The sequence below is a fragment of the Pseudodesulfovibrio sp. JC047 genome, from assembly GCF_010468615.1.
GTDB lineage: Bacteria > Desulfobacterota > Desulfovibrionia > Desulfovibrionales > Desulfovibrionaceae > Pseudodesulfovibrio.
On record NZ_WUEH01000020.1, the window covers coordinates 51,098 to 69,188 of the forward strand.

Here is an 18,091-nt window from a genome sequence, read left to right on the forward strand (position 1 = left end):
ATGCATTTTATGCGAAAATATCAACGATCGTTCCAATGAACAAGGCCACGGCCACAACACCGTTCATGGTGAAAAAGGCGACGTTGACGCGTCGCATATCATCCGGTTTGACGAGCAGGTGTTCGCCCATCAGGATGACGCCAATGGCGACGGCAGTGATGAAATAGATGGTCCCCAGTCCGGCAGCCCATCCCGCGAGCAGGAAAAAGGCGGCGGCAATGGCGTGGCTCAGGGTGGAGATGCCGAGTGCGGCAGGGATGCCGAGTCTGGCTGGAATGGAATAGAGTCCGCGTTCCTTGTCGAATTTTGCATCCTGACTGGCGTAGAGCAGGTCGAAACCGGCGGTCCACAGTGTCACGCCGAAAAAGAGCAGGATGGCCGGCAGGGTGACGGTCGGGTCCACACTGAGCCATCCGGCGACCGGAGCCAGTCCGAGGACGGAACCGAGAGCGAAGTGACACCAATGGGTGAACCGTTTGCAGAAGCTGTATGAGGACGACATGATCAATGCCAGCGGCGAGAGTTTCAGGCAGAGCGGGTTCATGAGCGCACACGCGATAATAAAAACGACGGCGGCGGTGAGGATGAACATCAGGGTGAAGCTGGTGGACAGTTCGCCGGTGACCAGTTCCCGTTTTTGGGTGCGTGGATTTTCGCGGTCAATGTCGAGGTCCGCGTACCGATTGAAGGCCATGGCAAACGAGCGGATAGCGACCATGGCCACGGTCAGGACGAGCAGATTATATGTTCCGGGCCAGCCGTCAGCGGCCAGAAACGCGCCCATGTACGCGAAGGGCAGGGCAAAGATCGAGTGTTCGATTTTAATCATCCGGCACACCGTGCCAAAATTCTTCCATATTTTCATGTCATACCTCCGGCTTTCAGGTAAAAAGGGCGAACACCTCGTGAAAGCGACCCTTTTGCCTGTGTGGCCTGTCTTGAATGTTCCCCTGAAGTCAGTGGACCGCGTGTTCTGCGGCGGGGAATCAATATTTGTTGATCAGCGTTGCCCCGGTAATCAGGAGCAGAACACCGACGATTCTTTGCCAGGAAATCATGTGGACGTTGAAGCTGATGAGTCCGTAATGATCAAGCAGTATTGCGGCCAGAAATTGTCCGGCCAAAAGCCAGGCCATCATGGTCGCGGCCCCGAGCTGTCCGGCCAGCACGATGATTGCGAAGACGAAAAATCCACCAAAGAGGCCACCTGTCCATGCCCATGCCGGGGCGGACACGATCATGCCCGGTGTCGGGATGGGTGCTTTGGATATGAGCCCATAAGCGAACAGGCCCAGCGTGCCCACGGCGAACGAAACCGCCGCTGCCCAGATGGGGTCTCCCAACGATTCCTTGAGACGCAAATTGACGCCAGCCTGGACCGGCATCAATGCACCGGCCACGAGTGCGAACACGACGAACATCCATTTCATGATGGCTCCAATGTGGTTTGTCTGCGGGAAGTTTATCGTTGTTTCGGTCAATCGTCTATGGCTTTGGGAACGGAATTGCGCAAAATCGTGTGAGATCTGTCACCCAAGCGGCACCCATTCCTTGTTTGAAATCCATACAAAAGGATCGAATCAATCCAAACAGGGAGGATCGGTATGACCGGCACACAGAAACGGGAAATACGAAAATACTTGATACATGGGTTGGAAATGGTGGTCGGGGCGGACATGGAGCACGGTCTGACTGTCGAGAATTGTCCGGACGATATGGATTTCGCTTCCCAATTGGCCCGACACGGCATGAGCGTGACCATGCAGCGGCGGCGGGTGGCCAGGATTCGTGAGATGGAAGCCGCCCTGCGCCGTCTGAGCGAAACCGACTATGGAATGTGCGAGGAATGCGGCGATCCCATTGGCATGGCCCGGCTCATGGCCCACCCCTCGGCCCGATTGTGTGTGACGTGTCAGGCCAATGCCGAGAACGGGTTGTCACGGTGCGCCTGATGGGGTGTTAATTTTGACCAATTTGAAATCACCTTTGGTGACGAGCCCGAGTCCTGAAACCACGGTCCATGTTTGGGGAAGAATTCCCGGAATTGGAGAGGGCAGTCGACTTTGAACAGTGAGAACGGTGCGTTCGTGTCCAAAAAGCAACGCGGTTTTTTCTTCAACAATACGACACAGAGCCAAAGGGGAGGTGATTGATATATCTCCAAGGCAGAAGACCGGAACAGTCCATTCATCTGTCGAAAAATCCACCAGAACAACCACTCCCTTTTGGGTTTTCATCAGGAGCTGGCTGCCACGAGCCAGAAGCGTATATTGACTGCTGAACGATTGAAGGTTCTTGGCGTGAGGATGTGTCTTTTCTGTCAATGTATTGGGACCGAAAGTAAGCTTTTCCATAACCGTCAGCATTGCTGGATTTGGTCCCTTTTGGGACCAGACGGTGAGCGTCATGCCGTTTGGATTCCGAAAAAGGAGCGTGATTCCTGGTTTGGGGCCAAGAAAACAGCACAGATCATGCTCTGCACTTGAAGTACAAGGTGCGATCAGAAGGGCCAACAGGCAGACAAGAAAAGAGACAAGAAAGGGACAGGTTCTTGTCTCGCAATGGCGGATGACTTTGGCAAAAGACCGCACAGAAGATAACGGTGAGGCTGGCCTGGCTTTCACGTCTCATCCCTCTTTCAAATCCGGGTGCCGGTCATAAAAGCCCGTGAGGGGTTCCAGTGGAACAGTGCATCGGGGACAGCGTTTGTCCGGCACCTCGGCAGCGGGATAGGCTGTCTCGCATTCGGGACAGATATACACTGCGACATACTCTCGCTGGCCTTTGCGAAAGGCCATGATGGTCATGAATATGCCGACGGCGGCACAGAACAATCCCATTTCAAGATGATATTCTCCCCACTCCCAGCAAAGGTCAGTGAGTTTCCAGCAATATCCCCAATCCAATATCATTGTGATTGCTAAGCCCAGACTCACAATTGCTCCACAGAGCATGTGGATATCTACTTTTCTATTTTTGTGTTTCCCTCTTTTTTTTGTTGAAGGAGTCATATGCTTTTTCCCCTATTTTATATATTGTCGTAATCCCTTGTCCTTCTGCCGTTTCAGCAGGAAGACTTTTATTAAAGAGGTCGTTTCCAATACGTCCGATCTTGTCAATTTTGTCAGGGTTGGTTTTGACCAAATCCGTTCCGGACCGGACAATGTCTTTCCCCTTTCCTGTTACGGCCTTTGCCAGATTCTTCCCCTGTCGAATCAGTGTGGGGGCGGCTGCGATGACTTTTGGACCAGCTGCGGCAGCTCCGGCTCCGGCAGCGGCGAGAGTGCCAATCCCTGCATTGATGGTCGCTGCTCCGGCAAGACCTGATTCGAATCTCACAAAATACGACCGAACGGAGCGCATTGATGAATCTTTACCATGTTTCCGGTTGGGGAAAAAGGGGTGGACCCGATGCCCACCCCTTGAACCGGGATGCGTGTCCGGGGCCGTTCCCCGAACCTCGTGTGCAGCATAGCCCCGGTTTTCGTGAAAAATGGGAAATGTCGGTGAATGTAAGGTAAAAGCATTGGATCGGTATGAAAAATCAACTTGACAGGGGGCCTGTCTGTGCGGTGAAAAGAACGGTTCCAGTGTCCCTTTGCCCATGTGTCCAAGGCTTTTATTTGAGAACCAACTCTGCTATGCTGGTTCTTTCAACGAAACAGAGGTGAATTATGAAGATATATCAGAGGATTTTCATCGTCCTGGCCCTGTCGTTGGCATTGGTGGCTTGCTCAAACGAATCCGAAACCAAGCCCGAGGCTGATCAGTCCGGTCAGAAGACCGTGTCGCAAACCGCGTCTCAGCCTGAGCTGAAAGTTTCACCCTCGAACGGTTCATACCCGTTCATGGGCGTGGCGGAACTGGATGCGTTCCTCGCCGCCAATACCGGCAAGCCGACCATGGTGTTTTTCTGGGCCACATGGTGTCCCTCCTGTAAAAAGGAACTTCCCGAACTGGAACAGTTGCACGCAACCCACGGTGAACAGGTCAATATCATTGCCTTGTCCGTGGATGAACGCGTGGAGAATCTGGATAAATTCTTTAGCAAGGGCAGTATCGATCTGCCCGTGTACTGGGGCGACCAGGCTCTTGCCGCCAAGTACAAGGTGGAGGCCATTCCCACCATGGTTATTTTCGACACGACCGGAAAGCAGATCTTTGCACAGGCCGGTGTTTTCCCTCACTCCATGCTGGTCGCCATGGTCAAAAAACTCACAGAACAGTAGGTTTCATGATTCGCAAGGCTCGTATAAATGATGTCAAGGCCATTCACGGTTTGCTCATGCATACCGATGAACATGACGCATTGGTCCTCCCCCGGTCCTTCAGTCAGTTGTATTCGCACCTGCGCGACTTTGTGGTCGCCGTGGATGAAAACGACGCTGTTATCGGGTGTTGTGCCCTCAGTCTGATTTGGGAAAATCTGTCAGAGATTCGTTCTCTGGTGGTCCTTCCCGTGCATCGAGGCAAGCAGTTGGGCCGACGATTGGTGGAAACCTGTTTGGAGGAGTCCGTGGCTCTTGGAATCCACAAGGTTTACACCTTGACCGAGGAAACCAGTTTCTTTGCACACCTCGGCTTTGTCGAGGAAGGCATGGAAAATTTGAACCAGAAGATTTTCATCGACTGCATGAACTGTCCGAGGTTCCCCGACCATTGCAACGAAGTCGCTATGACAATTAATCTCTAAAATAAGATACAGTTACGATGCCACACAAATTGACACCGTTTATTCCCGCAGAAAAAATCGCTGCGCGCGTCGAGGTTTTGGGCCGTGAAATTACGGAATCCTATGACGGTGACGGCCCGTTGGTCTGCATTTGCGTGCTCAAGGGTGCCTTCCTCTTTTTTGCCGATGTGATCCGAAAGATCGATCGCGACATTGAAGTCGATTTCGTCCGTCTGGCCAGTTACGGGACCGCCACATCCAGGTCCGAAGACATTGTTTTTTCCAAGGACCTGGAAGTTTCCATCGAAGGCAAGGACGTGCTTGTCATCGAAGATATCGTGGATACCGGCCATTCCATGGATTTTCTTTTGCATGTTTTGCGACGGAGAAATCCAAAGAGTTTGAAAATTTGTGCACTTATTGATAAGCATGAGCGACGGGAACTGGGCGTGAGCGTCGATTTTCCCGGTTTCAAGTTGAGCGACGGGTTTATTGTCGGCTATGGTTTGGACTATGCCGAGCGATACCGAGAGCTTGATGGAATTTATGAATTGTCCACGGCTTCCGATAACTAACCAACCGGATTTTCTGGAGATCGAAATATGATCGTCACCTGCCCGAATTGCGAGACCCGATACAATCTGCCCGACGATAAAATTCCTGCGGGTGGAGCCAAGGTCAAATGCTCCAAGTGCGCGCAAGTATTCAAGGCCGAACTTCCGCCGGTCACGCCTGAAGAGGAAGTGGAAGCACTCCTCGATGAAGATGGGCAGGGTGGAGAGACGCAGGCCGGGGATGCTTTTGACCAGGCTTTTCAGGATGTCGCCGCAGGTGAGGCTCCTTCGGAAGAGGTGCCCTCTGGGGATGCCGAGGTCCCGGAAGAGCAGGGTGACGAGATTTCAGATGAGCCGACTGGTGATGATTCGTCCACGGACGAACCGCAGGATGATCCCTTTGCCGGGTTTGATCTTCCGTCGGATTCGGCGGACACTCCCGACGACTCCGTTGATACAGATGATCTGCCGGATACGGACGATCTTTTTGATGATGCCGAAGCATCTTTGCCCGACCCGGACGAAGGTTCTGCGCCGTCACCGTCTATTGGTGAAGACGAGGATATTTTTGCCGGTTTGGATGATGAGAGTGATGAGGACGACGAGTCCACGGATTTGTTTGAAGATGCGGACGATGATGATGACGATGCCGAAGACGGCGACGATCTCTTTATCGATGACGACGATGAAGACGACAGTGTTTTCGACGAGACGCTCACTATCGAAGAAGACTCGCAACCCAGGAACAATAAGTCGCTGGGGTGCCTGATTACCTTACTGGTGATTGTCCTTGCCGCTGGTGGAATTTTCTATTTCAAGGCCTGGACCTATGTTGGTATTGATGTGGGCGACATGCTCAAGAATGTGCCGTTTGTGGGACAGTTGTTCACGGAAGAGACCGACGGTGGACAAGATACCGCGCCAGGTGAATCCCCGGCAGAACGCGTTCGCAAGATCGAGTTGCAGAATGTCACGCAATATTACGTTCCCAACGAAAAGGTTGGAAATTTGTTTGTTGTCGAAGGCAAGGCTGTGAACAAATTTGTCACGGCGAAAGAACTGGTCAAGGTCGAGGTCCTTTTGTATGATGAAACAAACAACATTTTGACTTCACAGGCTTTTTTGTGTGGCAACGTGCTGTCTCGGTTCCAATTGCAAGTGCAGACTCGGAAGGAGATCGAAGACGGTTTAGCCAGCGATGTTGGTGTGCTGTCGAACAATACATTTATTCGACCTGATGCATCGACTCCATTCATGGCGGTTTTTTTCGAGCCGCCGGAGGGTATTAAAGAATTCATGGTCAAGGTCGTGGATGTAGGCGATCCTGAATAGAAAAAATGATATTTTGTACAGGGAGGATGGTAACATCCTCCCTTTCTAGTTGGGTATTGGTGAAAAATTTGTGATTTTTGGTGAAAGCGTAGAAAACTGTTGCAACCGGCTGCAAAGCATGTTGTTTTCAGCGCGGTAAAAATGTGGTGAGACAGCGGTATTTTCTGAAAAAGCCATTGACGGCAATCGACGGGCTATGCTACTTCTCCACCACTTGTGAAGGATTGCACGAATTGCCGTTTCCAAGTATAATTGACGTGGAAATGGCCGATAACAACTTTCACGGGACATGAACATGCTCTTTTCAAAAGACGATCGATTGGTGCAAATCACCCAATTGGGTGGAACAGCCGGAACAATGGGATTACACATTGTATCGGCGATCATCGTCGGACTCACTATCGGGTACTTTCTGGATGACTATTTCGGAACCAAACCCTGGTTGATAATGATCTTTTTTTTCGTCGGGGTTGTTGCCGGATTCAAGATGGTTTTTGAGGATTTCAGAAAGCTCCAGAGGCGTGAAGAGGCAAAGAAAGCACGTTCTTTGAAACAGGAAGGTGAAAAAGGTGCTGGACAGGATGAACCAATGGCTTGAACGAGTGCTCGTCAAGAGCGGCTTTCCCAAGCCAGACGTCCGTCTTGTTGTCCGCAATCAGATTTACGTGTCGCTGGGGACCTCTCTAGTGATCGTGCTGGTGACATTTTTTTCCCGATGGTCTCTTGCATATTCTGCGGGGGCGATTATCGCCCTAGTCAATTTCTGGACGCTTGCCCGCGTGACCCAGACGTTGGTGTACAACGAAAAACGAGGTCCATTTTTACTGTTTATAATATTCATGGCAAAGATGACTCTGAGCGGGCTGGCCCTTTGGTGGCTGATAGGAGTTGAACATGTTCCCCATTGGGGGCTGATTTGTGGACTTGGAACCGTGGTGGTCAACATCACCGTGACCGGGTTGCGTCAGTTGGGGGAAAACTAGCCGAGTTGCTTTTAAGGAGGCTTGGATATGGGTTTTGCAGGTGGATTGGCACATCCTCTCTTGTATATGGATATGCTCAAAAGCATTGGCCATTGGGGTACCAGTGTAGAACACTGGCTCGGAGTCGAAAGCATTAACCACGTCTTGTACATGTGGTTGGTCATGGCTATCATCCTTGCTCTCGGGCTGCTTGTTCGCAGCCGTTTGCGTTTGGTTCCCGGTGGCCTTCAGAATCTTTTCGAGACCATCATCGGTGGCCTTGAGAATTTTGTTGTTTCCAATGTCGGCGAACAGGGGCGTCAGTTCATGCCGCTGTTGTGCACGATTTTTATTTTCATCCTCGGGATGAACTGGCTTGGTCTTGTTCCTGGCTGTGATGCTCCGACTGCAAACATCAACACTCCCGCCGCAATGGCGATCATCGTGTTCTGTTTCTATCAGTTTGTGGGTATTAAAAAATGGGGCTTCGGGTACATCAAACACTTCATGGGTCCGGTCCCTGCCTTGGCACCGCTCATGCTGATCCTTGAGCCTATTTCGCATCTCGCTCGTCCCTTGAGCCTGACACTTCGTCTTTTCGGAAATATTCGAGGCGAGGAAATCGTTCTGATCCTGATGTTCATGCTGGCGCCCGTTGTCGGTTCGCTGCCCATGTACTTCTTGTTCATTTTGGCGAAAACCATTCAGGCATTCATCTTCTTCATGCTGACGATGCTGTATCTGCAAGGTGCGACTGAGCACGCTCATTAAGAGCCGCTCGCTTAATTTTGGGGAAATGGTCCTTGGACCAAAACATATTACGTAATCCATTTGGAGGATTAAAATGAAAATCACGAAGATTTTGTTCACCACTATGGCCATGGTTCTGGTTGCTTCCACTGCTTTCGCTGCTGGCGATCCTGCTGTCATGTCTGCTAAAGCATACGCCACTGCCATCGGCATGGGCATCGCTGCCGGTCTCTGCGGTATCGGTCAGGGCATGGGCGTGAAAGGTTGCTGCGAAGGTATCGCTCGTAACCCCGAAGCTGGCGGACAGCTGTCCACCACTTTGATTCTTGGCCTGGCATTCATCGAATCCCTGGCTATTTACGCCTTGGTTGTTAACTTGATCCTGCTCTTCGTCGTCTAGTTTTCGACTGAAGAAATATATATCGGGGAGGCTTCGGCCTCCCTTTTTACTCTATCAATGTTTGAGGCATTTTATGTTTGCCACCTTTTTGGAGTGGCAAGAGACAAGGAACAATGAAAAGCGAACACATTCCTAAAGCGACTATTGGCAGACTGGCTGTCTATATCCAGGTTCTCGAAAACTTGTTGCGCGATGGCAACGAAGTTATTTCTTCCGAGAAGCTGGCTCGTGCCTGTTCCGTCAATTCTTCGCAAATCAGAAAAGATCTTGCCTATTTTGGTGAGTTCGGTGTGCGTGGTGTTGGGTACTACGTTCAAGAACTGATTACTTCAATCAAGCAGTCCCTTGGTATTGACCGGTTATGGAAATGCGCTCTTATCGGCGTTGGCAATATGGGCAGTGCCCTTTTGCGTCATCACGATTTCGAACGACGTGGATTTAAAATTTGTGCAGCTTTTGACTGTGATCCTGACAAGATCGGATTGGAGTTTGAAGGCATGGAAATTGTCTGTCCAACGCATTTGAAAGAGCAGGCCCCTGATTTGAACCTCGAAGTTGGCATTATCGCAACCCCGCCGGATCGCGCTCAGCGTGCCGCGAACCATCTTGTCGATGCCAATATCCGGGGAATCATCAATTTTGCCCCCTCTCGTATCAACGTACCGAAGCATATCCCCGTAGAGTATGTCGATTTCTTCGATCATCTCTACTCGATCGCTTTTCAAATCACTCTCGGCAACGATTAACTGTCGTTTTTCTTTTCTTCGTCGCACGTGTTGTGTGTTTGAAGAGTGGGGAAACGCGTGTTTTTTTTGTGGCATCTGAACGCAGGTGCCAGAGAGTGAGGGTATACTGTGAACGTACTAGCCGCCGGACATCTGTCAGGAGGCTTTTACGGGATGCAGCAGCAGAATTATGCCTTGAAACGGTATCCTACCCCCCGGATCGTCTCAATCCAAGAAGCATATGGTTCGATTTTTTGGCGAAGTCGTCTGACGTGGGTATCCACTGTCCGTGAATATCCTTCAAAATGGGTGTCCCACACCGTATCCAGCAAATTGTCTCTGGTCTGAACTTTTCCCGCACCGGCAATCAGCACTGTCAGCAGTTTGAACTCCGTGGCCGTCAATGGTGTTTCTTGACCGTCAATCTTTATCTGATGGGCTTCGAAATCGATTTTGAGTCCTTCCCGCTCCCAGAGTTTCGGTGCATTTGGTTCCGGTGCGCCTGCGCGGCGAAGAATCGCCTTGATCCGTAAGATAAGTTCTCGCGGTGAAAACGGTTTGACAACATAGTCATCGGCACCCAGTTCGAGACCGACGATCTTGTCAACTTCATCCCCCTTGGCCGTCAGCATAATGACCGGGATGCGGGCCAGGCCAGGGTCACCTTTAAGATGACGGCACACTTCCAATCCATCTGTGCCCGGCATCATCAGGTCCAACAGGATCAGATCCGGTTTGAAAGCATCAGCAAGTTCCAGTCCCAGTTGCCCGTCCTCCGCCGCTGCAACAGAAAATCCCGCTGCCGACAGATTGTATTTGAGCAGTTCCCGCGTGTCTCTGTGATCTTCAACGACCAATATTTTCTGTGCTGACACTCTTGGCTCCTTTGACTGTCATTCGGGTGATATATACCCTAAGCCATTCCGTGAGAGTGTGACATCTGTGCGACAATTTGGCAAATTATTCGCCTTTCTGTTGTGCTTTCTGCCCGTAGTCCACTCTCAAAACTATGCCACTTTCTTGCGAATTCACGCATGATCAAGTCCATCAAAAGTGTTTTATCAGCCATGTCCATAAAGCACTTTCTCCATCCTGCCGATACAGTCTGTAACACCTTTGCAATGACACAGATATCAGGGAGCACCTCGCGATGTATTATCATGGATTTGACAAAAAATTTCCTTCTGGCAACAAGTATTGGACTCTGTATGACGACCAGCTGATCGGTATGCTCTTCTCGAAAATAGTCAACAAGACAGTGAGTGTTGAAACCACTTCCGCCGATACCGAAGAAATCGCCGATGAAATGGTCCAAAATCTCTTCGACCTCTGTTTCTACATCAACAAGGACTTCCACAACTGCTAGCCCTCCCGGGGATCACCTTCAGCGAGACCAGCCCTACCGGGGGTCACCTTCGGTGGGACCAGGACGCTGTCCTGGACCTGCCAAAGAACCCTTTGAAAAGGGTTCTCTGGACTCTCCTAAACTTTTTGGGTCGCTTCGCGAGGGCTGTCGGTAGCATTTCTTTGTGCCGCATATGGGAGTACGTTGTAAAAAATTGTATTTTTTACAGACTTTATTCAGAGAGCGTGAAACATGTTTTTTTGTACAACTCTCTTTTTCCGTTAGTTCTCTTTTTTTTCATTAGTTCTATTTCTTCAATCCCACTCAATGGATGTCGTGGGATCTCGCCGAAGGCGCGCTAAAAAGTTCTGGAGGGGAGTCCAGAGGGGAACCTCTTCCAAGAGGTTCCCCTCTGGCCGTCGGAGACATTTCCAGCCCTCCCGGGGGGCGCTTTCAGCGAGACCAGGACGCTGTCCTGGACCTGCCAGAGAACCCTTTGAAAAGGGTTCTCTGGACTCTCCTAAACTTTTTGGGTCGCTTCGCGAGGGCTGTCGGTAGTATTTCTTTGTGCCGCATATGGGAGTACGTTGTAAAAGATTGTATTTTTTACAGACTTTATTCAGAGAGCGTAAAACATGTTTTTTTGTATAACTCTCTTTTTCCGTTAGTTCTCTTTTCTTTTATTCGTTCTATTTCTTCAATCTCATTCGATGGATGTCGTAGGACCTCGCCGAAGGCGCGTTAAAAAGTTCTGGAGGGGAGTCCAGAGGGGAACCTCTTCCAAGAGGTTCCCCTCTGGCCGTCGGAGACATTCCCCACCACACCACACTGGCGAGGGCGGGTTAGTTGTGGGCGTGGAACGTGTCCATGAGTTTTTCGAGAATGTGTTTGAAATCTTTGGCCTCGTGTTCGGTCAATTTGTCGAGCATGGTTCGGGTCAACTCAAGATGCAGGGCGTGATGCTTGTGAAATACGGCATGTCCTGCCTCGGTCAATTGGATAAGATACGATCGCCGGTCCGTCTGGTGCGGGACACGTTGCAACAGATGCTTCTTTTCCAATCGATCCACAGCCACAGTTAAGGTGCCCGTGGTCACACCGACCTTGGCGGCCAGATCTTTCATCTTGATCGCCCCTGAATGACCGACAATTTCAATCATGTGATTTTGTGCTGTGGTCAAGCCACTTCCCTGCACGGCATCATCCTCCCATGCGGAAAGCCTTTCAAAAAATTCGACAATCAGTCCAGACAGTTCAGATTCTTTCATGAAATATCCTGCGAAGAGACGGTTGTTCAACATCCGTTGGACGTCGATATTTTAATTCTATCTTCAAATAGTTTGACATTCAAAATATACTGATGCTAGGTCTTGTCCAATCACTTTGACAATCAAACTAAACGGAGTCAACAATGATTGGCCGCAATAGCGAGCTGAACGTCTACGGGGAGCTTTTTCGCTCTGAAGATTTTTTCAAGGTTGTAGGTGGAGCTTCACTCATTCCAGTGGCGTTTTTTTTCAGGGATAGTGCCTTCCCGGGCGTTCCTGCGGTGTCGTGGGGAAGCTTGTTGTTGCTTGTCTCCATTGCGGTCAATGGCCTGCCCATCATCTGGGAGGCGATTCAGGGGCTTTGGAAGCGGGAAATCAATGTTGATGAGTTGGTCAGCATTGCAATCATCGCGTGTCTTTTGAACGGGAATTATCTTGAAGGAGCGATTGTCAGTGCGATTATGGTGCTGGGCGCGTTGGTTGAGGAGGCCGTGAGTGACAGTGCGAGGAGTTCCATTCGGGCGTTGGTGGAAGTGACGCCCGAGACCGCTGTGGTGGACGTGGATGGTGAGGAAGTTGTTCGGGCTGTGAAGGATGTACGGGAAGGGGACACACTGATCATTCGTGCTGGTGAGACGATTCCGGTGGATGGGACCATTCTGACAGGCAGGACCGCAGTGAATGAGGCCTCCATCACGGGTGAATCCATTCCGGTGACCAAGGATGTTGGCAGCGAGGTCTACGCCGGAACCGGCTGCGTGGATGGTTTCGTTCGAATTCGGGCTGATCGTGTGGGCAAGGACGCCACCATCGGCCGGATCATTCAAATGGTGGAAGCAGCTGAACAGCAGAAAACCGAAAGTGGAAAGATCGTGGACAAATACGCGATGTGGTTCACGCCGATCATTGTGTCCCTTGCCGCGCTGACATATATTTTTACCCGCGATATCGAACGGTCCGTCACCGTGCTCATTGTTGGGTGCCCGTGTTCCTTTTTGTTGGCCAGTCCGGTTTCCACGGTGGCAGCCATCGGACGAGCCGCCAAATCCGGTATTCTTGTCAAGGGCGGTCGGTATTTAGAGAATATTGCGCCCTCATCAGGGTTCTTTTTTGATAAAACCGGCACCATTACCGAGGGTGATCCCGAAGTCGTGGAGGTCTCTCCTGTCGATGGGTGGAATGAAGTGGAAATCGTGAGACTGGCGGCCTCTGTTGAAAAAGGGAGCCTGCATCCGTTGGGAATCGCCATTGTGAAAAAAGCGGAATCCATGGACATCGGATTCGAAGTGGCCGGAAATATCGTCACGGATGCGGGACGGGGGATCAGCGGTTTTGTTGATGGTCGTTTGGTGGAAATTGTGACTAGCGAGCACGTTGATGACTCCGGGTATACCATTGTGGATGTCCGTATTGATGGAAAACGGGCAGGAAGTATCAGTTTGCAGGACAGTCCTCGGGCCAGCGCGTTGAAGGCCATGGAAGAGCTGCGTGCCCAGGGTATCGATGATCTCGCCATCATTTCGGGAGACCAAACGTCATCGGTGGCCAGTATTGCAAAAAGGGTGGGGATCGAGCGATTTTACGCTGGTCAGAAGCCGGATGAAAAACTCGAAAAAATTACGTCATACACTCAGGGGACGGTCGTGTATGTTGGCGACGGTATCAATGATGCCCCCGCGCTCAAGGCCGCTTCGACCGGCATTGCCATGGGCCTTCGTGGTGCGGATGTGGCTCTGGAAACCGCTGATATCGTCCTGATGAATGATCGTCTGGATCAACTGCCGTTTCTGGTGCGGCTCAGCCGAAAAATGTCCCGTATCATCAAGCTCAATATTCTGCTCAGTTTTGCGATCAATTTCGTGTCGATCATCGCCAGTGCTTCTGGATTGCTGACCCCTATTTGGGGAGCGGTGACACATAATGTCGGGTCCATTCTCGTGGTCTCACTGGCCGCGTCCATTCGATTCACCAAAGAATAGAGCACGGCGGTGTTCGTTTTTGTCTCTATTGAAGGGAATGACCTGTGTGTCATTCCCTTTTTAAGTGGAAAGGGTGGTTTTGTCTTTTCCCTTACTGTCGGGAAAATGTCTGAATTCGGTCGTGTACATTTTGTTTCAGATTTTCGTAGAAGAGCGAATAATCATAGAAATGGTAGACCCCTTTGGGAAAGGACACCAAGTCTGAGTTGACGAGTTCAGGATCGAGCGGCTGCACCACCAGTCCGGATTCGAGAATCTGGGCGGACGTGAAATGTGGCACCGTGGTCGGTGTGCCGTCGGCGGCGAAGAAAACCGCTCCGAGGTTTTGTTTGGCTGGAACAAAAATGTCGTTCGTGGCCCAACTGAGTGGGTTGGTGACCTGGGCACCCGGTCGAATGGTTGGGGCGACGGTTTGTCTGCCCGGTGCGACCGTATTATATGTGACGATGCATCGTGTTTGCGTGGCGTTTTTGCACAGAGCCAATGCCGGATTGGCGGCCAGGTCGTCAGGGGTGACCGACCAACCGATGAGATACGCGGCCACGAGTCGGTTCTCACACCCAAATTTTCCCCAGGAAGCGACCATGAGTTCGGTCAGGATTTCCGATCCCTGACTGTGTCCTGCCAGAATGAAGGGCCGGCCATTGTTGAGGTGTTCGAGATAATAGGTGAAAGCCTGTCGAATGTCGTCTTTGCCAAATTGAATCAGGGTTTCAGTCTCCGCGTGCGGGAGCGAAAGTGCGGCCATGTTCATTTGACGGTACAACGGTGCGTACACATTGGCCTGTCCGGAAAAGACACTGGCCTGAGTCGTCAGCGAGGTGGTTGCGGCGGTGCGTAATTCATCATTGTCAACCGGCATGAGCCAGTGGACATCGTCATGAAGCACAGTAGGATAGACCCAGAACACATCCACTGGGTGCGCGTCTGGAGCAGACGGTTGGACGAGCCAGCACGCACGGTCTGCATAGTCCGGTGCGTGCGGCACATCTGTTGCGTCAAAAGGGGGAAGTGATGTCCCGGCCACGGCGAATGTCGTCAGCAGGGTCAGAACGAAGCTGGCAAAGACGCCTGAGGCGAGACATCGAATCATTTAATCCTCCAGGCAGATTTTGACGGCTTCGATCACGTCGGTCACGTCATCGTCCGTCAATTTTGCGGACAGCGGCAGGCTGACGGTCTGTCGGCCCAAAGCCACGGCGTGTGGGGTGTCTTCCAGTTTCCAGCCGTATTGTTCCCGATAGTATGGGTGTTCCGGAATCGCCAGATAATGCACGCCGGTGCCGATATTCTGTTTGGTCATGCGCATGAGGAATTCATCACGGTCTATGCCACACGGAACCGGATCGAGCATTAATGTATACAGATGCCGGCCATGCCGTGTGCCCGGTTCTTCCGGCGCAGGTTGACCGACGGTCAGTTTGCTGAATGCTTTTTGATATCTGTCCCATATTTCACAGCGGCGAATGAAATTCTTTTCAACTCGTTTCAACTGATGGATGCCGATGGCGGCCTGAAGGTCCATCATGTTGTATTTGAATCCGGCGTGGATCACTTCATAGTGCTTGTAGCCGTCATCCGAGAACCGTTTCCACGCATCGGCGGACATGCCGTGCAGCCCGAGAACCTTGATCTTTTGAATATCGTCTTCTTCCCGTGCCACGACCATGCCGCCTTCACCTGTGCAGATGTTCTTGGTCACGTAAAACGAGAAACAACCAAAGTCGCCAAAGGTTCCGGCATGTTGTCCGTTGTACGTCGTTTCGATGGCGTGGGCGCAGTCTTCGACGACCTTGAGATTGTATTCTTCGGCAATGGCCATGATGGCGTCCATGTCGCACGCCCGTCCGGCAAAGTGGACAGGGAGGATCGCCTTGGTTTTGCTTGTGATCTTTTCCCGAATGCAATCCGGGTCGATATTCATGGTTCTGGGATTGATGTCCGCCAGGACCGGGGTGCCTCCGGCGTGGATGATGGCGTTGACCGAAGCGCAGAAGGTGAGCGGTGTAGTGATGACCTCGTCGCCGGGTTCAAGCCCGAGGGCGACCAGGCTCAGGTGCAGGGCTGCTGTGCAGGAGTTGCACGCCGCAGCATGACCTGATTCGAGATAGGCGGAAAAGTCCTTTTCGAATTGGGCGACTTTTGGGCCGGTACCGAGCCAGCCGGATTTCATGGACGCCACGACCTCATCGATTTCAGGTTGTTCAATGAGCGGAGCGCCGAAGACCAGAAAGTTATCTTTTGAACGAACGGGCATGTTCGTATTCTCCTTATAATGGGTTTTGTTGAGGGAGAAATATCAGATATCCTTCGGGGGGTAAATGGACGTTTGCAGGTCGATGACAGGGAAACGTCGGAAGTCACCCATTTGGCAAAATGGGTGGAACCTCTGATGAAAAGAAGGGGGATATGTTCCAATTCCGTAAATAGTGGCATTCGTAGAGTTGCGCTTTGCATGGTCATTCGCTATGTAACCCATCCGGCCCAATCCCGGGTCGCATATGTAACGTTCTGATATGAGGTACCGCAAATGATCAGACCAGATTTCGAAAAAATGGACGGAATGATCCCCGCCATTGCGCAGGACGCCGAGACCGGCGAAGTCCTGATGATGGCGTATATGAATGAAGAAGCATGGGATAAAACCCTGGAAACCGGCGAGGCCCATTATTGGAGCCGTAGCCGTAATGAGCTATGGCATAAGGGCGGTACCTCGGGCCATACTCAGAAGGTGAAGTCCATCCGCATTGATTGCGACGACGACACCTTGGTGCTTCTCATCGACCAGATCGGCGGAGCGGCCTGTCACAAGGGCTACCGTTCCTGCTTTTTCCGTGAACTCAAGGATGGCGAGGTCACAGAGTGTTCTCCCATCGTTTTCGATCCCAAAGAGGTATATAAATAATGTCTGATCAATTCCTTCGACTCGGTGTTCCCAAAGGTTCCTTGCAAGACGCAACATTGAAGCTGTTCAAGAAAGCCGGTTGGAACATCAAGCTGCACAATCGAAATTATTTCCCCGATATTGACGATGATCGTATCAAATGCTCTCTGGCCCGTGCGCAAGAGATGTCCATGTATGTTGAAAACGGCACGTTTGATGTCGGTTTGACTGGAATGGACTGGATCAAGGAAAACAAATCGGATGTCGTTATTGTGGACGATCTGATTTATTCCAAGGTTTCCAACAGCAAGGCCCGCTGGGTGTTGTGCGTGAAGGGAGATTCCCCGTACAAGCGTCCTGAGGATTTGGACGGCAAGAAGATCTCCACCGAGCTGGTCGGCTTCACCAAGGAATATTTTGCATCGCAGAATATCAATGTTGATGTCTCTTTTTCCTGGGGCACGACCGAAGCCAAGGTTGTCGAGGATTTGTGTGATGGTATTGTGGAAATCACCGAGACCGGCACGACGATCAAGGCCAACGGCTTGCGGATTATCGCCGAGTTGATGCAGACCAACACGCAGTTGATTGCCAACAAGGCGGCCTGGGAAGATCCCGAGAAGCGCAAGCTCATTGAAGAGATTAATCTGTTGTTGCAGGGAGCCTTGAAAGCCGAGAAAATGGTGGGACTCAAGATGAACCTGCCCAAGGACAAGCTCGCTGATCTCAACGGTTCGTTGCCTTCCCTGAATTCGCCGACAGTGGCTGAATTGCAGGATTCAAACTGGTTGTCAGTCGAGATTATGGTGGAGGAGAAGGTTGTTCGTAATCTGATTCCCCGTCTTGTCGAATTTGGGGCAGAGGGTATTATTGAGTATCCGTTGAACAAGGTCATCTAGCGACTGACCCTGTTTTTTATTTCATTAAGTTGAAAGGCCGGAAGAAGTGTGACTTCTTTCGGTCTTTTTTGATTGAAGAGAGGATGCCGCTTGCAGCGGCGATGCTTTTTTTGGAAAGAAGAGAAGAGAAGAAAAAGAATGCGCCTTTGGCGCGGAGCCAGGGTGGGTGCTGCGCACCCGAACCGCTTCCACGCCCTCCCGGCGGGGGCCGTTTTTTTGTTGGGGGCAAATTGTCAAACCAAACTTAACACCCCGGCAAGTCCCTGCTCCTCAATGATTTCCCAGGTTGTCCTGTATCCGAATTTCTTCCTTGGTCGATGG

The 18,091-nt window shown here is 51.3% G+C and carries 23 protein-coding genes; 14 read left to right on the plus strand and 9 right to left on the minus strand.

Features of this window, described 5'->3' with window-relative positions:
• Window positions 1-7 precede the first annotated feature (7 nt).
• On the minus strand, window positions 8-865 hold the full coding sequence (locus tag GO013_RS12925; protein WP_163811758.1) for a 4-hydroxybenzoate octaprenyltransferase: 858 nt from the start codon (window positions 863-865) through the stop codon (window positions 8-10).
• A gap of 121 nt (window positions 866-986) precedes the next feature.
• Window positions 987-1,430 (minus strand): DMT family transporter, encoded by a 444-nt coding sequence (locus tag GO013_RS12930; RefSeq protein WP_163811760.1) that lies wholly within the window; start codon window positions 1,428-1,430, stop codon window positions 987-989.
• Window positions 1,431-1,604: 174 nt separating this feature from the next.
• Between GO013_RS12930 and GO013_RS12935 the strand changes: the two genes are divergently transcribed.
• Complete coding sequence (locus GO013_RS12935; RefSeq protein ID WP_163811762.1) at window positions 1,605-1,952, plus strand: TraR/DksA family transcriptional regulator; 348 nt, start codon at window positions 1,605-1,607, stop codon at window positions 1,950-1,952.
• Here GO013_RS12935 and GO013_RS12940 read toward each other — a convergent pair.
• The 3 genes from GO013_RS12940 to GO013_RS12950 all read right to left on the minus strand — a co-directional run bounded on the left by GO013_RS12940 (window position 1,938) and on the right by GO013_RS12950 (window position 3,339).
• Window positions 1,938-2,354, minus strand: a complete 417-nt coding sequence (locus GO013_RS12940) for a hypothetical protein (protein WP_163811764.1) — start codon at window positions 2,352-2,354, stop codon at window positions 1,938-1,940. The genes GO013_RS12935 and GO013_RS12940 overlap by 15 nt on opposite strands.
• A gap of 273 nt (window positions 2,355-2,627) precedes the next feature.
• Window positions 2,628-2,840, minus strand: a complete 213-nt coding sequence (locus GO013_RS12945) for a hypothetical protein (protein ID WP_163811766.1) — start codon at window positions 2,838-2,840, stop codon at window positions 2,628-2,630.
• A 130-nt stretch (window positions 2,841-2,970) separates the two neighbouring features.
• Entirely contained in the window at window positions 2,971-3,339 is a 369-nt protein-coding gene (locus tag GO013_RS12950; protein ID WP_163811768.1) for a hypothetical protein, read from the minus strand.
• A gap of 335 nt (window positions 3,340-3,674) precedes the next feature.
• Between GO013_RS12950 and GO013_RS12955 the strand changes: the two genes are divergently transcribed.
• The 9 genes from GO013_RS12955 (at window position 3,675) to GO013_RS12995 (ending at window position 9,416) form a co-directional block, all read left to right on the plus strand.
• Window positions 3,675-4,229 carry a TlpA disulfide reductase family protein gene (locus GO013_RS12955; RefSeq protein ID WP_163811770.1) on the plus strand — a complete coding sequence of 185 codons (555 nt, stop codon included), beginning with the start codon at window positions 3,675-3,677 and terminating at the stop codon, window positions 4,227-4,229.
• A 5-nt stretch (window positions 4,230-4,234) separates the two neighbouring features.
• A complete protein-coding gene (locus GO013_RS12960; RefSeq protein WP_163811772.1) occupies window positions 4,235-4,693 on the plus strand; it encodes an N-acetyltransferase in 459 nt (152 codons plus the stop codon).
• Between the two features lie 17 nt (window positions 4,694-4,710).
• Window positions 4,711-5,247 (plus strand): hypoxanthine phosphoribosyltransferase, encoded by a 537-nt coding sequence (hpt, locus tag GO013_RS12965; RefSeq protein ID WP_163811774.1) that lies wholly within the window; start codon window positions 4,711-4,713, stop codon window positions 5,245-5,247.
• A gap of 27 nt (window positions 5,248-5,274) precedes the next feature.
• A complete protein-coding gene (locus tag GO013_RS12970) occupies window positions 5,275-6,558 on the plus strand; it encodes a DUF3426 domain-containing protein (RefSeq protein ID WP_163811776.1) in 1,284 nt (427 codons plus the stop codon).
• A 295-nt stretch (window positions 6,559-6,853) separates the two neighbouring features.
• Window positions 6,854-7,156 (plus strand): AtpZ/AtpI family protein, encoded by a 303-nt coding sequence (locus GO013_RS12975; RefSeq protein ID WP_163811778.1) that lies wholly within the window; start codon window positions 6,854-6,856, stop codon window positions 7,154-7,156.
• Window positions 7,140-7,541 carry an ATP synthase subunit I gene (locus tag GO013_RS12980; RefSeq protein ID WP_203529598.1) on the plus strand — a complete coding sequence of 134 codons (402 nt, stop codon included), beginning with the start codon at window positions 7,140-7,142 and terminating at the stop codon, window positions 7,539-7,541. Before GO013_RS12975 ends, GO013_RS12980 begins: the two co-directional genes overlap by 17 nt.
• Window positions 7,542-7,568: 27 nt before the next feature.
• Window positions 7,569-8,291: a F0F1 ATP synthase subunit A gene (atpB, locus tag GO013_RS12985; protein ID WP_163811782.1), complete on the plus strand. Its 723-nt coding sequence runs from the start codon at window positions 7,569-7,571 to the stop codon at window positions 8,289-8,291.
• A 73-nt stretch (window positions 8,292-8,364) separates the two neighbouring features.
• Window positions 8,365-8,670: an ATP synthase F0 subunit C gene (locus GO013_RS12990; RefSeq protein ID WP_163811784.1), complete on the plus strand. Its 306-nt coding sequence runs from the start codon at window positions 8,365-8,367 to the stop codon at window positions 8,668-8,670.
• A gap of 113 nt (window positions 8,671-8,783) precedes the next feature.
• Window positions 8,784-9,416, plus strand: a complete 633-nt coding sequence (locus tag GO013_RS12995; RefSeq protein WP_163811786.1) for a redox-sensing transcriptional repressor Rex — start codon at window positions 8,784-8,786, stop codon at window positions 9,414-9,416.
• A gap of 167 nt (window positions 9,417-9,583) precedes the next feature.
• Here the strand turns inward: GO013_RS12995 and GO013_RS13000 are convergent, their stop codons facing one another.
• Entirely contained in the window at window positions 9,584-10,270 is a 687-nt protein-coding gene (locus GO013_RS13000) for a response regulator transcription factor (protein ID WP_163811788.1), read from the minus strand.
• Between the two features lie 275 nt (window positions 10,271-10,545).
• Between GO013_RS13000 and GO013_RS13005 the strand changes: the two genes are divergently transcribed.
• Window positions 10,546-10,761: a hypothetical protein gene (locus GO013_RS13005; protein ID WP_163811790.1), complete on the plus strand. Its 216-nt coding sequence runs from the start codon at window positions 10,546-10,548 to the stop codon at window positions 10,759-10,761.
• 821 nt (window positions 10,762-11,582) lie between these two features.
• Here GO013_RS13005 and GO013_RS13010 read toward each other — a convergent pair.
• Window positions 11,583-12,008, minus strand: coding sequence for a MarR family transcriptional regulator (locus GO013_RS13010; RefSeq protein WP_163811792.1), 426 nt, complete (start codon window positions 12,006-12,008; stop codon window positions 11,583-11,585).
• 143 nt (window positions 12,009-12,151) lie between these two features.
• Here GO013_RS13010 and GO013_RS13015 point away from each other — a divergent pair, with 143 nt between their 5' ends.
• Window positions 12,152-13,987, plus strand: coding sequence for a cation-translocating P-type ATPase (locus GO013_RS13015; RefSeq protein ID WP_163811794.1), 1,836 nt, complete (start codon window positions 12,152-12,154; stop codon window positions 13,985-13,987).
• Window positions 13,988-14,078: 91 nt separating this feature from the next.
• Here the strand turns inward: GO013_RS13015 and GO013_RS13020 are convergent, their stop codons facing one another.
• Window positions 14,079-15,080: a DUF3089 domain-containing protein gene (locus tag GO013_RS13020; RefSeq protein WP_163811796.1), complete on the minus strand. Its 1,002-nt coding sequence runs from the start codon at window positions 15,078-15,080 to the stop codon at window positions 14,079-14,081.
• On the minus strand, window positions 15,081-16,244 hold the full coding sequence (locus GO013_RS13025; RefSeq protein ID WP_163811798.1) for a DegT/DnrJ/EryC1/StrS family aminotransferase: 1,164 nt from the start codon (window positions 16,242-16,244) through the stop codon (window positions 15,081-15,083).
• Between the two features lie 273 nt (window positions 16,245-16,517).
• Here GO013_RS13025 and hisI point away from each other — a divergent pair, with 273 nt between their 5' ends.
• Both hisI and hisG read left to right on the plus strand, forming a co-directional pair.
• Complete coding sequence (hisI, locus tag GO013_RS13030) at window positions 16,518-16,892, plus strand: phosphoribosyl-AMP cyclohydrolase (protein WP_163811799.1); 375 nt, start codon at window positions 16,518-16,520, stop codon at window positions 16,890-16,892.
• Window positions 16,892-17,770 (plus strand): ATP phosphoribosyltransferase, encoded by an 879-nt coding sequence (hisG, locus tag GO013_RS13035; protein ID WP_163811801.1) that lies wholly within the window; start codon window positions 16,892-16,894, stop codon window positions 17,768-17,770. The genes hisI and hisG overlap by 1 nt, the downstream gene beginning before the upstream one ends.
• The last annotated feature ends 321 nt before the right edge of the window (window positions 17,771-18,091 follow it).